General features: G+C 60.3%; 14 protein-coding genes. 7 read left to right on the top strand and 7 right to left on the bottom strand.

The window, feature by feature from the left end:
- Window positions 1-255 precede the first annotated feature (255 nt).
- Window positions 256-1,020 (top strand): DUF6515 family protein, encoded by a 765-nt coding sequence (locus V0R60_RS26480; RefSeq protein WP_330080943.1) that lies wholly within the window; start codon window positions 256-258, stop codon window positions 1,018-1,020.
- 31 nt (window positions 1,021-1,051) lie between these two features.
- Here V0R60_RS26480 and V0R60_RS26475 read toward each other — a convergent pair whose 3' ends face one another.
- The gene (locus V0R60_RS26475; RefSeq protein WP_330080944.1) at window positions 1,052-1,924 is read right to left on the bottom strand and encodes a cation diffusion facilitator family transporter; all 873 of its coding nucleotides are present in this window, start codon (window positions 1,922-1,924) and stop codon (window positions 1,052-1,054) included.
- A gap of 25 nt (window positions 1,925-1,949) precedes the next feature.
- The gene (locus tag V0R60_RS26470; protein WP_136474362.1) at window positions 1,950-2,369 is read right to left on the bottom strand and encodes a polyribonucleotide nucleotidyltransferase; all 420 of its coding nucleotides are present in this window, start codon (window positions 2,367-2,369) and stop codon (window positions 1,950-1,952) included.
- A gap of 117 nt (window positions 2,370-2,486) precedes the next feature.
- On the opposite strand from V0R60_RS26470, the gene hrpB reads away from it, so the two are divergent.
- On the top strand, window positions 2,487-5,012 hold the full coding sequence (gene hrpB, locus V0R60_RS26465) for an ATP-dependent helicase HrpB (RefSeq protein WP_330080945.1): 2,526 nt from the start codon (window positions 2,487-2,489) through the stop codon (window positions 5,010-5,012).
- Between the two features lie 5 nt (window positions 5,013-5,017).
- Here hrpB and V0R60_RS26460 read toward each other — a convergent pair whose 3' ends face one another.
- Window positions 5,018-5,521, bottom strand: coding sequence for a hypothetical protein (locus V0R60_RS26460; protein ID WP_136474364.1), 504 nt, complete (start codon window positions 5,519-5,521; stop codon window positions 5,018-5,020).
- 116 nt (window positions 5,522-5,637) lie between these two features.
- Window positions 5,638-6,306 (bottom strand): hypothetical protein, encoded by a 669-nt coding sequence (locus V0R60_RS26455; RefSeq protein ID WP_330080946.1) that lies wholly within the window; start codon window positions 6,304-6,306, stop codon window positions 5,638-5,640.
- 156 nt (window positions 6,307-6,462) lie between these two features.
- Between V0R60_RS26455 and V0R60_RS26450 the strand changes: the two genes are divergently transcribed.
- From V0R60_RS26450 to V0R60_RS26440, 3 genes are all read left to right on the top strand, one after another.
- Window positions 6,463-7,203: a DUF2076 domain-containing protein gene (locus V0R60_RS26450; RefSeq protein ID WP_330080947.1), complete on the top strand. Its 741-nt coding sequence runs from the start codon at window positions 6,463-6,465 to the stop codon at window positions 7,201-7,203.
- A 101-nt stretch (window positions 7,204-7,304) separates the two neighbouring features.
- The gene (locus V0R60_RS26445; RefSeq protein WP_136474367.1) at window positions 7,305-7,784 is read left to right on the top strand and encodes a LabA-like NYN domain-containing protein; all 480 of its coding nucleotides are present in this window, start codon (window positions 7,305-7,307) and stop codon (window positions 7,782-7,784) included.
- A 19-nt stretch (window positions 7,785-7,803) separates the two neighbouring features.
- Window positions 7,804-8,406 carry a 3'-5' exonuclease gene (locus tag V0R60_RS26440; RefSeq protein ID WP_136474368.1) on the top strand — a complete coding sequence of 201 codons (603 nt, stop codon included), beginning with the start codon at window positions 7,804-7,806 and terminating at the stop codon, window positions 8,404-8,406.
- Here V0R60_RS26440 and V0R60_RS26435 read toward each other — a convergent pair.
- Window positions 8,403-8,861: an Lrp/AsnC family transcriptional regulator gene (locus V0R60_RS26435; RefSeq protein ID WP_136474369.1), complete on the bottom strand. Its 459-nt coding sequence runs from the start codon at window positions 8,859-8,861 to the stop codon at window positions 8,403-8,405. The two genes, V0R60_RS26440 and V0R60_RS26435, sit on opposite strands and share 4 nt — an antisense overlap.
- Before the next feature lie 153 nt (window positions 8,862-9,014).
- On the opposite strand from V0R60_RS26435, the gene yedA reads away from it, so the two are divergent.
- Window positions 9,015-9,947 carry a drug/metabolite exporter YedA gene (gene yedA / locus V0R60_RS26430; protein ID WP_330080948.1) on the top strand — a complete coding sequence of 311 codons (933 nt, stop codon included), beginning with the start codon at window positions 9,015-9,017 and terminating at the stop codon, window positions 9,945-9,947.
- Between the two features lie 75 nt (window positions 9,948-10,022).
- A complete protein-coding gene (locus tag V0R60_RS26425) occupies window positions 10,023-11,354 on the top strand; it encodes a DEAD/DEAH box helicase (protein ID WP_330080949.1) in 1,332 nt (443 codons plus the stop codon).
- Between the two features lie 32 nt (window positions 11,355-11,386).
- On the opposite strand, the gene V0R60_RS26420 is transcribed toward V0R60_RS26425, so the two are convergent.
- Together V0R60_RS26420 and V0R60_RS26415 are read right to left on the bottom strand one after the other, a co-directional pair.
- A complete protein-coding gene (locus V0R60_RS26420; protein WP_178084169.1) occupies window positions 11,387-12,640 on the bottom strand; it encodes a TIGR03862 family flavoprotein in 1,254 nt (417 codons plus the stop codon).
- Between the two features lie 149 nt (window positions 12,641-12,789).
- Window positions 12,790-13,704 carry a histone deacetylase family protein gene (locus V0R60_RS26415; protein WP_330080950.1) on the bottom strand — a complete coding sequence of 305 codons (915 nt, stop codon included), beginning with the start codon at window positions 13,702-13,704 and terminating at the stop codon, window positions 12,790-12,792.
- Between the last annotated feature and the right edge of the window lie 122 nt (window positions 13,705-13,826).

Below are 13,826 nucleotides of genomic sequence, written 5' to 3'. Positions count from 1 at the left end.
CATACACCCCGACGAAAGTGGGTCGCCGTAAAAGCGAAGCCGGCCAGTAGTGCCACCCCAACAAACGGATATGTCCAGCGCCATTCGAGCCACATGCCGGTGCTCACTCGCTAGCAGGCCCCGGTGCGTAGTTCCCGGAATTCCATGAACAACCTTTTTTATTGCCTGCAATTTTTCATCTTCCAGCCGATATCTCATGCCAGAGGGACTGAAAGATGTGTTCAGGTCCATTTTCAAGGCCCCGCGAGGAACTGTATGAAGTCGTACATCTGGCATCTGGCCGGTATTGGTTTGCTTGGCACGAGCCTGTCTGTGTTGGCTGAAGGGCAAGGCGGATCGCCGCTGCAATCGCGCCCGGACGAGGTGCGGCAAACCCAGGAGCCGCGTACCGGGTACTACCAGGATATTCCTCGACGCAACGATAGCAATCGTTACTACCAGGCAGGCGGCCCCGGGCAGCGTCCCCATGAGCAAAGCTGGCCAGGGCGACCGGACGGGCAGGGTAATGGTTGGGGCCCAGGGCCGCAGTATCGGCCGGGGCATGTGATTGATCGGTTTCCCGAGCAGTACTGGCAGGTGCCTTATCGCGGCCACGACTATTTCTATTCCGGGGGCTATTGGTATCGCCCCCAAGGGCCGCGTTATGTAGTGGTTACACCGCCGTATGGGGCGCGGGTCAATTACTTGCCGGACTATGCCCGCCAAGTATGGGTAGGCGGCGCGCAGTTTTTTCTGGCGGCGGGCACCTACTACCAATATTTGCAGGACAGCAACGAATATGTGGTGGTCAATCCGCCGACTTCGGGTAACGGTAATGGCTACGATGTTGTCGCTTATCCGGCTGCCGGCCAGAGTCCGGAGCAGCTCGACCGTGACCGCTATGAGTGCCATCGCTGGGCAGTGCAGCAGACTGGTTTTGACCCGGCAACGGCCAGCTATGCACCCCCGGCCCAGGTTGCGGACGGGTATCGACGGGCGTTGGGCGCTTGCCTGAGTGGGCGTGGGTACAGCGTCAACTGACGCTTAGCAGACAGGTGCAACCTGTGGGCGCTCACGTCACCGGATCAGCATGCACCAGCACTTCTGCCTTTGGGTACTTGCCTCGAATGGCTGCAGAGGCTTGCACACACAGTGCATGAGCCTCATTCAGGGGTAAATCGCCCGGCAGTTCCAGGTGCACCTGTACGAACCAATGATTACCCGAAACCCGCGTGCGCAGGTCGTGGGCTCCACGTACACCGGGCACGTTGCAGACCAACGTCAGCATTTGCTCACTGATGTCGCCGGGCAGCTCTTGGTCCATGAGGATTGCCGAACTTTCCCGAGCGATCTGCAACGCGCTCCAGAGAATGTACAGGGCGATGCCGAGTCCGAAAAAGGCATCCAGTTGTGGCCAGCCAAAACGTGCCAGCACCAGGGCGATGAGGATGCTGCCGTTGAGCAGCAAGTCGGAGCGGTAGTGCAGCGAGTCGGCGCGAACCGCGGTTGAGCCGGTTGCGCGAATCACCTTTGCCTGAAGCATCAACAGCGCCATGGTCAGGACCAGCGACAGCACCATTACCGCGATGCTGATGGTCGTGTCGCCCAGCGGTTGCGGATTTTGCAGGCGCTCGACCGCCTGTACACCAATGAGCACGGCACTGACGCCGATAAAAAGCGCCTGGGCCATTCCTGCCATCGCTTCGGCCTTGCCATGTCCGTAACGGTGATCGTCATCGGCCGGGCGCAAGGCATAGTGCACCGCCAACAGATTGAGAAAGGAGGCGACACCGTCTAGCGCCGAATCGGTCAAACCGGCGAGCATGCTCACCGAACCGCTCAGCCACCAGGCCACGGCCTTGGTCAGGATCAGAATACTGGCCACCGTCAATGAAGCACGGGTGGCCAGGCGTAGCAGGCGTTGGTGTTCAGCCGAAGGAATCATGCTGCCGTGGGCATCCTTTGAGTATTCAGGCGGCGGGCTTGAGGCCGTACATCGCCAGTTGTTCAACGCTGCCTTTGTGCATGATCAGGCGCGGATCGTTCAGCGGCAGGCGCTGGCCCAGTTCGCTCTCGAGGATAGCCTGCAGCTTGCTGTTGTCGACCTTGCCGTCGGCTGTGACCGCCTCGTGGAGTTTTTCCGGAGCAACCTGTGCGGTACGTCCGTGTGGCAGGTAAATGGCGCCGGTGGCGAAGTCGACACCAAAGGCGATTAGCCCAGGCAACACATAGAAGAGGATACCGATGGCGTCCATGGCGGCGATTACCGGGTCGATCTTGCCTTCGATCTGGCCGCGACGGTCAGGGTAGAAGAGCGTGCCGCAGGCTGTCAGTTGAGTCAGCAGGGTGGCGACCAGAACGCCGCCAATGACACGAGAAGGAATACGCATGGAAATCTCCGAATGAGGGCCACAACGATACAGGCAAACAGCCGGCATCTACAGCTAAGACCATGATAAGCCAGGCTCGGTTCGCCGTTATACTCGGCGCATTGTTTGAGGGCCACCATGATTTCGTTACCGATCGATGCCGTACTCCCCGCTTTGCGCCAGGCCTTGAACCAGCGCCATGAGGCCGTACTCGAAGCGCCACCTGGTGCCGGCAAGACCACGCGTGTGCCGCTGGCGCTGCTTGATGAAGCGTGGTTGAGCGGCCAGACCATTCTTATGCTCGAACCTCGACGCCTGGCGGCGCGGGCAGCGGCCGAGCGACTTGCCAGTGAGTTGGGTGAGCAGGTCGGGCAGACCGTGGGCTATCGGATTCGTCTGGACAGCAAGGTGGGGCCCAACTCCCGTATCGAAGTGGTTACCGAGGGTATCCTCACCCGCCGCTTACAGGCGGATCCGGCACTTGAAGGTGTCGGTTTGCTGATTTTCGACGAGTTTCACGAGCGCAGCCTGGATGCTGATCTGGCTCTTGCTCTGAGCCTCAATGGCCGAGAGCTGTTGCGCGACGAGCCACCGCTGAAAATCCTGTTGATGTCGGCGACGCTGGAAGGGGAGCGCTTGTCCCGCCTGCTCGATGACGCGCCAGTGATCAGCAGCGAGGGGCGCATGTATCCCGTGGATGTACGCTGGGGGCGGCCATTTCAGCCGGGTGAGTACATTGAACCGCGTGTTGTTGATGCCGTGTTGCAGGCCCTTGCTGACGAAAGTGGCAGCGTCTTGGTGTTTCTGCCCGGTCAGGCGGAAATTCGCCGGGTGCATCAGTCACTGCAAGATGCTTTGGGTACGCGTGAAAACATCCTCTTGTGCCCTTTGTATGGCGAGCTGGACCTCGATGCACAGCGTGCCGCCATTGACGCCGCACCCGCGGGCAAGCGCAAGGTCGTTCTGGCGACGAATATTGCCGAAACCAGCCTGACTATCGATGGGGTGCGAGTGGTGGTCGACGCCGGGCTGACACGGGTGCCGCGTTTCGATCCTGGCAGCGGTATGACTCGTCTGAATACCCAACGTATTTCCCGGGCCAGTGCCATCCAGCGCGCCGGTCGTGCCGGGCGGCTTGAACCGGGGGTGTGCTACCGACTGTGGTCCGAAGCCCAGCACGATCAACTGGCCGCCTACGGCAGCGCCGAAATCCTGCAGGCCGACCTTGCCGGGCTCGCCCTGCAACTGGCCCGTTGGGGTGTTACCCCGGAGCAGTTGAGTTGGCTTGATCAGCCGCCGCCGGCCGCGTACGCCCAGGCGTTGGACTTGTTGCAGCGTCTGGGCGCATTCAAGGCCGACAGCCCGGACAGTCTAAGTACTCATGGTCAGGCCATGGCCGAACTACCCGCGCATCCGCGCATCGCTCATCTGCTACTGCGTGGCCAGGATATGGGCTTGGCGAACATGGCTTGCGACGTTGCCGCCTTGCTTGGCGAGCGCGATATCGTGCGCGGTGGCGGCGCAGACCTGCACAGTCGCCTGGCGTTGCTCAGCGGTGAAACGCGGGCAACTCGGGGCGGGCAGGGTGGGGTCCAGCGTGCCCGACAACTGGCGCGTCAGTACCGCGGTTACCTGCGCGGTAAACCTGGCTCAGCCGTTGTCGATCCCGAACATCCACGCTGGCTTGGCGCCTTGTTGGCGCTGGCCTACCCGGACCGGGTTGCTCAGCAGCGGCGTGCCGGAGGCGGTGAGTATCGTCTGGCCAACGGCCGTGCGGCACTGTTTGCCGAGCCTGACGCGTTGATGAAGTGTGCGTGGTTGGTGGTCGCGGATCTGGGCAGTCGTCAGGGACAGCGTGAAGAGCGGATCTACCTGGCTGCCGAGTTTGACCCGGCATTGTTCGACGGGGTTCTGACCGAGCAAGTCCGTAGCCTGGATATTCTCGATTGGGATGAGCGCGAAAATGCGCTGCGCGCCGAGCGTCAGCGCAAGGTGGGTGAGTTGGTGCTCAGTCGCGAAGCGCTGACGGGACTGGCTGAAGATGCTCGCGCTCGGGCGTTGCTCGACCTGGTTCGCCGCAAGGGCCTGGCGCTGTTGTCCTGGACCCCGGAACTGCGCCAGTGGCAGGCGCGCATTGCCCTGTTGCGCCAGCTTGACTTGCAGGCAGGCAATGACAGCGAGTGGCCGGACTTGAGCGACGCTACTTTGCTGGCGACGTTGCAGGACTGGTTGCAACCGTACTTGGGCAACGTTACACGCCTGAGCCATTTTGCCCAGCTCGACCTGCCGTCAATACTGCGCAACCTGCTGCCATGGCCGTTGCCCCAGCGCCTGGATGAGTGGGCGCCGGTTCACTTGAGTGTGCCATCTGGCTCAAATATCCGCCTGGATTACAGCGCACACCCGCCGATTCTTGCCGTGCGCCTGCAGGAGCTGTTCGGCTTGGCTGACACCCCGCGCATCGCCCAGGGTCGACAGCAGGTGTTGTTGCACCTGTTGTCACCTGCGCGGCGCCCGGTTCAGGTGACTCAGGACCTCGCCAATTTCTGGCGCACTACCTATGCCGAAGTGAAGAAGGATTTGAAAGGACGCTATCCCAAGCACTACTGGCCGGACGATCCTCTGGTGGCAGAGGCTACGGCGCGAGCCAAGCCGCGCAAGTAGTCTGATCAGTCGATTCGCCTGATCAGGAACCGGTGGGTTTCACCTTCGGTGACGTTCAGAAGGAAGTATTGGCCACGGTCGAGATGGGGGGTGTCTGCAATGGCTTTGACCTGATGCCCCTGGTGGTCGCGCCAGCGGCAAATCAGTCCCTTTTCAGTCCACTCCAGCGGTTCGAGCTTCCAGTAGTCTGTGACCTCAGCGTGTTCGTAAAGGCCCAGGTAGCCGTTACGACTGATGCCTAGATACTGTGGGCCGGTTTGCCCGGGTCTGGAAATGTTGAAGTGCAGGCGATCTTCAGTCTGCGAATGAAAATTGAAGGTAAGCAATGGCGGCTCTTGATTGCCGCCTGCTTGGAGCCAACCGTCTTCGGGGGTAACGCCCCAGGTAAATTTGTCTTGGGCGCGACTGAGGCGCAGTGGAATCTCGCGGCCATTCTTGAGCATGTAGATCATGCCTCGAAACGACGAGATTTCTTCGGCATACAGCGTTTCATTCGGAGCATCAGTCATGAGGATTTCCTTCTCTACTCATTTCACGAGTTTTAGCGACGGCAGCAATTCGCTGCTCGCACGCATTGTGGAACTCGGTAAACGGAGATTGGAGTCCGAAATACTTCCTTGACTGTTCAGGGCGTAGGGGGCTCGCCCTCAGGTTCGCTAACCAGCATGAACAGGCGGAACATCACCACGGTGCTGAACAGCTGCAGGAAACTGTTGGCGCTATCAAGCACCAGTTCGAGCACAGGCGCAGGTTCCGGAACCAGCATCTGGCTCAAGCCGTCGATCAACCACAAAGGGGCGAGAACCCCGAGAATGCAGGTGAAGATGCGCCAGAAATTGCCGTTGGCCATCTGAAAGCTTTCGCGCATGGCGGCAATCGGCGGCAAGCCGCGCAATACCAGCAGGTATTCGGCGAACACCAGATTGATCATCACCCAGATGCCCGGAATGATGAACAGTGCCGCGCCGGCCATGATCAGCAGTGAGCTGAGCATTACCATCAATGCGAACGACGGCCACAGGCGCAGGGCCATTGCCAGCAAGTTGCGTTTGAGCGGGGTGTAACCGTTACTGCGCGTGTCGAGGTAAAGAATCAGCGCAGCGCTGTACAGTGGATAGAACAACAGGCTGGCGAGCATGCCGTAGGCCTGTGATGCGTCTTTACCCAGTTGTTGGTAGAGCAACTGGGTAAAGAGTGCTTCGAGCACCACCAGAGGCAAGCAAAGCTGGGCGATGCTCAGCAGGTGGCGGCGGAAGAAATACAAGGAGTCACGCAGAACGCTTAGCGGATTCATCGGTCGATAATCGTGTTGGAAAAAATGCAGGGCGTAACTTTAGCCCACTCGGCACCCAACCTGAAAAAAGTTTAATTGCGCCTTGTGTTGATTCCACGGCCTTGGCACCCCATTTTCAGTGAACTTGAATTCCCCGGCTCTTGTGTGAGGTTGCCCATGAACAGTGAAGAACAAACCCTGATCGACGGCTTGTTTGGCCGACTCAGGCAAGCCGAAGACCCGGCCGTCCCACGTGATAGCCAGGCCCAGGCGCGTATTGCTGAACATCTGCAGCAGCAACCGGCGGCACCTTACTACATGGCCCAGGCGATTCTGGTTCAAGAGGCTGCGCTCAAGCGCCTGGATGAGCAGAACAAGCAATTGCAGGCCGAACTGAAGCAGGCCAAGGCGCAGGTGGCCGCCGCGCCAAGCAACAACAGTGGATTTCTGTCGAATATCTTCGGCAGTGGCACACGCGACCCTCAGCCTCAGCAGTCTCAAGCCCAGGCCGGTAGCTCGACGGGCGGTGGCTGGCGTGAGCCGTCACGCTCGTTCAACCAACCAGGCGTTGCTCCCCAGCAAGGTTTCAATGCCGCACCCGCCCAGGCGCCGGCTCGTGGCGGAGCCAGCAGTTTTCTCGGCGGGGCATTGCAAACGGCTGCCGGTGTCGCCGGTGGGGTGATGTTGGCGCAGGGAATCAGCAGCCTGTTCAACAGTCACTCGCAGCCACAAGAGGTGGCCGAGGTGATCAAGGAAGAGCCGCAACCTGCCAGCGATAGCGGCGGTTGGGGGAGTAACGACGATCAGCGCCTGAGCGCTGACAACGGCAACTATGGCAACGATCAGGGTGGTTTCATGGACACTGATTACGGCAGCGATGAGGGTGGATTCTTCGACGGTGATGACAGCTTCGTCTGACTCTGCATACCCGCACCGCCTCCAGGCTGGCATACTGGGCGCCGAAACGGCCCCGGTGTGCGGAGGCCGGCGATAGCGCCACGGCGCCATGAGGAAGAACGGTGAAGAAGATCGCGGTGTTCGCCGACGTGCAAAACCTCTACTACACCGTGCGCCAGGCCTATGGCTGTCATTTCAACTACGCGGCGCTGTGGGCGGATATCAGCCAGCGTGGGCAGATTGTCGAGGCGGTTGCCTATGCGATCGATCGCGGCGACAGCAAGCAGCAGCAGTTTCAGCAGATTCTGCGCAACCTCGGTTTTACGGTCAAACTCAAACCCTATATTCAACGTAGCGATGGCTCGGCCAAGGGCGATTGGGACGTGGGTATCACCCTGGATGTGATCGACGCTGCGGCACGGGTCGACGAAGTCGTTCTGGCCTCTGGTGACGGGGACTTCGACCTGCTGCTCGAGCGGGTCATCAGCCGCCACGGTATCGAAGCTATTGCCTACGGCGTTCCTGGCCTTACCGCCAACTCATTGATCCGCGCTGCCACCCGCTATGTGCCCATCGAGGGCGGTCTGCTGCTTCGGCACTAGGTTTTACAGAGGTTTTGTTTTGGAACGTATTGCTGTCATCGACTTTGAAACCACCGGGATTTCCCCCGGTGCCAATTGCCGCGCTACGGAGGTGGCAGTGGTCATGCTCGAGCGCGGGCGTATTGTCGAGCGCTACCAGAGCTTGATGAATGCAGGACTCCCGGTTCCGAGCTTTGTTGCCGCGCTGACAGGCATCACCACTGCCATGCTGCGCACCGCGCCACCCATTGCGCGGGTGATGAACGAAGTGGCCGAGTTTGTCGGTGACACCCCAATGCTTGCCCACAACGCCTCGTTCGACCAGAAGTTCTGGGCGTACGAACTGGCGCAAGTGGGTCGTCCCAGCAGCCAGCGCTTTGCCTGTTCCATGCTCCTGGCGCGCCGTTTGATGCCCGCAGCGCCTAACCACAAGCTTGGCACCTTGACCCGCTGGGCCGGGTTGCCGGATACCGGCACGGCGCACCGGGCCATGGCGGATGCGGAAATGGCTGCCAACCTGGCTCAGCATTTGGCCGGGCAGTTGCGTGAACAAGGGGTGAATGCCGTCTCCCACCAATTGTTCTGCAGCTTGCAGAAGATACCGGCGGCGAAGATCGCTGAGGCGCTGAAAACCTACCGTTAGATTTTTTTGCCGTTGTGCTCGAGATGGCCCAGCGGCAAACGCCGATCTGCCGCACTGGAAAGAATGATTGAGGTCTTGCTGAAGCCGAACTGGGCGATGCGGTCGATCAATGCTTCAAGCTCCGGCATCGAGCCCACGGCCGCCTGCATGATCACGCAAGGGTCGCCGGTTACCCGGTGGCATTCGGTCAGTTGCGGAATCTGGGTAAGTTCCTCATATGTCTTCTGATTGCCGTGACTGGCCAGGCGCAGCTCGATCACGCACCGGATCGGCAGGCCAATCTTCTCTAAATCCACCTTGGCCTGATAACCCGTGATCACGCCACTGCTCTCCAGTTTGGCGACCCGTTCGGCAACCGCCGGGGCCGACAGATTGACCTTGCGTGCGAGCTCTGCAAAGGAGGCGCGGCCATTTTCCAGCAAGGCGCTAAGGAGCATTCGATCGTACTTGTCCATGGTTTTCCCGAAACGAAATAGCGAATCAAAGGTAGGTGGCTGCAAGAACCGTTTTTTCAAAAGTGTACGGCCCATTTAAACAGCTTTTGTAACTTAAGTTTATTCACGTGCCTTTCTAAACTAATCCCCCATCTACCAGATTTCGAGCCCCCCATGACTGCCTCTCGTCGCTTTCCCTTGGTCTTAATAGGCGCCTTCCTGGCGCTGTACCTGGTGTGGGGCTCGACCTATCTGGTTATCCGAATTGGTGTGGAGTCCTGGCCACCGCTATTGATGGCGGGTGTGCGCTTTGTCATTGCCGGTACCCTGCTGTACGGCTTTCTGCGCTGGCGCGGTGTGCCAGCGCCGATCTGGCCGCAATGGCGCGCAGCAGGGGTGATCGGCTTTCTCTTGCTCAGTTGCGGCAATGGCGGGGTGACCTTGGCTGAACATGCCGGGGTTGCATCCGGCGTTGCCGCGCTGGCGGTGGCGACCGTGCCACTGTTCACCTTGTTGTTCGGCCTGTTCTGGGGCCAACGCAACACGCGTTTGGAATGGGCGGGAATATTCCTTGGGCTGGCAGGTATTGCCATGCTCAACCTGGGTTCGAACCTGCAGGCCAGCCCCATGGGCGCGGCGCTGATTCTGTTCGCTGCCGCCTCCTGGGCGTTCGGCTCGGTCTGGAGCAAGAGCCTGCCGCTGCCTCAAGGGCCGATGGCCAGTGCTGCCGAAATGCTCGTGGGTGGTGTAGCCCTGCTTCTGGGCAGTGCCTTGAGCGGTGAGCGCATGACCCAAATGCCCACGGCTGCCGGTTGGGGGGCGTTGGCGTATCTGGTGTTCTTCGGTTCGATCCTGGCTTTCAGCGCCTATATGTATCTGCTCAAGCATGTACGTCCGGCGGCCGCTACCAGCTACGCCTACGTCAACCCGGCCGTGGCGGTGTTGCTGGGGATTTTGTTTGCCGGCGAGCAAATCGGCTTTGAGGAGTGTGTGGCTATGGCGGTCATCATCAGTGCCGTGGTGCTGATCGGTCTGCCCCAGTGGCGCAAGCCGAAAATCGCGGTCAGCAAGGCGTCAGAGCAGGTGGACGGCGAGCTGTGCAAGTAACCGAGGTTTGTCAGGAAGGTGTCGGCGGAACAAGGTAAACTTGCGCCATTGCTGAATTTCCCTGACGGTATTGCCATGACATTCGCCAAACTTGGCCTGATTGAACCCTTGCTGCGCGCGCTTGAGCGCCTGGACTACAACACCCCGACGCCCGTCCAGGCCCAGGCCATTCCCGCCGTTTTGGCCGGCCGTGACCTGATGGCTGCGGCCCAGACAGGCACTGGCAAGACTGCTGGCTTCGCCCTGCCGCTGTTGCAGCGCCTGACCCTGGAAGGTGCCAAGGTCAGCAGCAATTCGGTTCGCGCCCTGGTGCTGGTACCCACTCGCGAACTGGCCGAGCAGGTACACAGCAACATCCGCGACTATGCCGAGCATCTGCCGTTGACCACCTATGCGGTGTACGGCGGGGTCAGCATCAACCCGCAAATGATGAAGCTGCGTAAAGGCATCGATCTGTTGGTGGCAACGCCGGGACGTTTGCTCGATCTGTTCCGTCAGAATGCGGTGAAGTTCAACCAGCTGCAGGCGTTGGTCCTGGACGAAGCGGATCGCATGCTCGACCTGGGGTTCGCCGAGGAGCTGCGCGCGGTGTACGCCGCATTGCCGGCTCGCCGTCAGACCTTGCTGTTTTCGGCCACGTTTTCTGATGAGATCCGCTTGCTGGCGGAGCAAACCCTGAATGATCCGCTGAGCATCGAAGTTAGCCCGCGCAACGTTGCTGCAAGTTCTGTGAAGCAGTGGATCGTCCCTGTGGATAAAAAGCGCAAGCCGGAGCTGTTCAGCCATTTGCTGCGCAAGCAGCGCTGGAAGCAGGTGCTGGTTTTCGCCAAGACCCGTAATGGCGTCGATCAACTGGTTGAGCGCCTGCGGGGCCAGGGTGTGAACGCTGACGGTATCCACGGCGATAAACCTCAAGCGACTCGCCAGCGTGCCCTCGACAGCTTCAAAGCGCGCGAAATCCAGATTCTTGTGGCGACCGACGTAGCGGCACGTGGGCTGGACATCGAAGACCTGCCGCTGGTGGTCAACTTCGATCTGCCGATCGTGGCTGAAGACTACATCCACCGTATCGGTCGCACGGGGCGGGCGGGCAATACCGGTGAGGCGATCTCGTTGGTATGTGCCGATGAAGTGCAAATGCTTTCGGCTATCGAGATGCTCACGCGTAAAACCTTGCCGCGCCACGAAGAGCCCGACTTCATTCCTGATCACAAGGTGCCGATGACTGACGCCAGTGGACAAGTATTGAAGAAGCCCAAGAAGCCGAAGAAACCCAAGGAAAACAGCAGCAAGCGCAGCCTCGGGCGCTGGACGGACAGCGGCGATACGCCTGCAGCGGCACCAGCAGCCAAGCCTGTGCGCAAAGTTCCGGCTTTCAATACCGGGCCGCGTAAGCGTAAGCCTTGAGATCGTTTAGCGGGGCAAGCCCGCTTCTGCAGTTATCCGCTGTGGGGGCGGGCAGTGTTGAGCCAATCCAGCACGCCTAGGCCGGCCTTGCGTCCACTGGCAAAGCACGCAGTCAGCAGATAGCCGCCAGTGGGCGCCTCCCAATCAAGCATCTCACCGGCGCAGAACACCCCCGGCATCGCCTTGAGCATCAGTTGCTCATCCATCGCTTCAAAGACAACGCCACCAGCCGTGCTGATGGCTTCGTCAAGAGGGCGAGGGCGTACCAGCACGATAGGCAGCGCCTTGATCGCCTGGGCCAGCAGTATCGGATCGGCAAACGTCGGCGCATTGGTCAATTCACGCAACAACGCTGCCTTGACCCCATCCAGGCCCAACTGGCTGTGCAGATGCTTGGCCATCGAGCGCGAGCCACGGGGTTTGCTCAGGGCCTTGTGAATGTTATCCACAGTGCGATTGGGAAGTAGGTCAAGGAGCACGGTAGCGCTTCCCGTACGATTGATGGTTTCGCGTATTTGCGCTGACCACGCGTACACCAGGCTACCTTCCACACCTTGGCTGGTGACAATGCACTCGCCCAGGCGCGGAGTATGGCCGGCGAGGCTGAGGGCGATGTTTTTCAGCGGGGCACCCGCAAACTTGCTTTTGAGCAGGTCACTCCAGGCATGCACCTCGAACCCACTGTTGGCCGCCTGCAAGGGCGCAACCTGCACCCCTTTATCCACAAGCCACGGCAGCCAGGCGGCGTCGGAGCCCAGGCGTGCCCAACTGCCGCCACCCAGGGCCAGGACCGTGGCGGTGGGGTTGAGTGCCAGTTCACCCTGTGGATAAGCAACCCGCAGGCTGCCGTCGTCATTCCAGCCAAGCCAACGATGGCGGGTGTGGATAACTACCCCACCGTCACGCAGACGCTTGAGCCAGGCACGCAGCAGCGGCGCGGCTTTCATCTCAAGGGGAAAGACCCGGCCAGAGCTGCCCACAAAGGTTTCGATACCCAGGTCGTGAATCCACTGGCGCAGGCCATCGGCGTTGAAACCGTCGAGCAGCGTGGCGATTTCACTGGAGCGTTCGGCGTAACGGGATACAAAGGCCGGGTAGGGCTCGGAGTGAGTGATGTTCATGCCGCCCACTCCGGCCAGGAGAAACTTTCTTCCTACCGATGGCATGGCGTCGTAGACATCCACCGCAACGCCAGCCTGAGCGAGTACCTCGGCGGCCATCAACCCGGCGGGCCCGCCTCCGATAATGGCAACGTGTGGGCGATTGGCGCAGGAAGTGTCGGTCATGGTGGGCTGCAAGCTGGGAAAAAGTGCCGGCATTCTACCTCAGCGCGGTCGAGGGAAGTACTGTTCAAAAAATGTACAGTGGCTTCAAGGCCAAGCAGGCAAAGGGCTCCAGTGGCTTTCACTCAGGTTATCCACAGGCGGTTCCACAGTCATTGTGAGTAACCCAGCACCCGACTTGCGCTGTGGTGAAGGATGCCGTGGCGGCGGGCCAAGGCGTGACGGTCCTTGCTGTAGCCACCACCGATGACCCCGACGACCGGAATATCGCGGCCCAGACACTGGCGCAGGACCTGTTCATCACGGGCGGCGACACCCTCATCCGTCAGTTGCAGGTAGCCGAGGGCATCGTCCTTGTGCACATCGACCCCGGCGTCATACAACACCAGGTCCGGGCGGTACAGCGGCAGTAGGTAGTTGAGTGCGTCTTCAACGACCTTCAGGTAGGCCTGGTCGCCCATGCCTCGCGGTAGCGGAATGTCCCAGTCACTCTGCGCCTTGCGGGCCGGGAAATTCTGTTCGCAGTGCAGAGACACGGTAATTGCGTCGGGGGTATCGTGAAGAATGCGAGCAGTGCCGTCGCCCTGGTGCACATCACAATCGAAGATCAGCACTTTGTGTACGCGACCGGCTTCCAGCAGGTAACGGCTGATTACCGCCAGGTCGTTGAAGATGCAAAAGCCGGCAGGGTGGTCGTAATGGGCATGATGGGTACCTCCGGCCAGATGACAGGCGATGCCATGCTCCAGCGCTTGCTCGGCAGCCAGCAACGAACCACCGACTGCCCGTACGGTACGTTGCGCCAAGGCTTCGCTCCAGGGCAGGCCAAGGCGGCGCAGGTCCTCGCGGGATAACTCGCCATTCATGTAGCGCTCGATGTAACCACGGTCGTGGGCCAGGGCGAGAATATCGTTGGGGCAGATCTGCGGGCGCAGCAGCGCCTGGTCGGTAGTCAGGCCGCTGTCGATCAGGTGATCGCGCAGCAGGCGGAACTTGTCCATCGGAAAGCGGTGCTCGGCGGGAAACGCCGGACTGTAGTCGTCGTGGTAGATCAGCGGCAGCGGCATGACTAATTCTTGAGCAGAGTAGAAGCCGATCTTGCCAGTTGCGGTTGCCCTTGCGCTACTTTGTAGAAAGCACAACTTTTAGCAAAGGGTGCTTGCATGTTGGCTTTCTGGACGGTTCTCTC

Origin of the sequence: Pseudomonas auratipiscis (assembly GCF_036324085.1) — a bacterium.
GTDB classification, from domain to species: domain Bacteria; phylum Pseudomonadota; class Gammaproteobacteria; order Pseudomonadales; family Pseudomonadaceae; genus Aquipseudomonas; species Aquipseudomonas auratipiscis.
The sequence above is the reverse complement of the archived record's forward strand: the minus strand, read 5'-3'. Positions and strand labels throughout refer to the sequence as shown.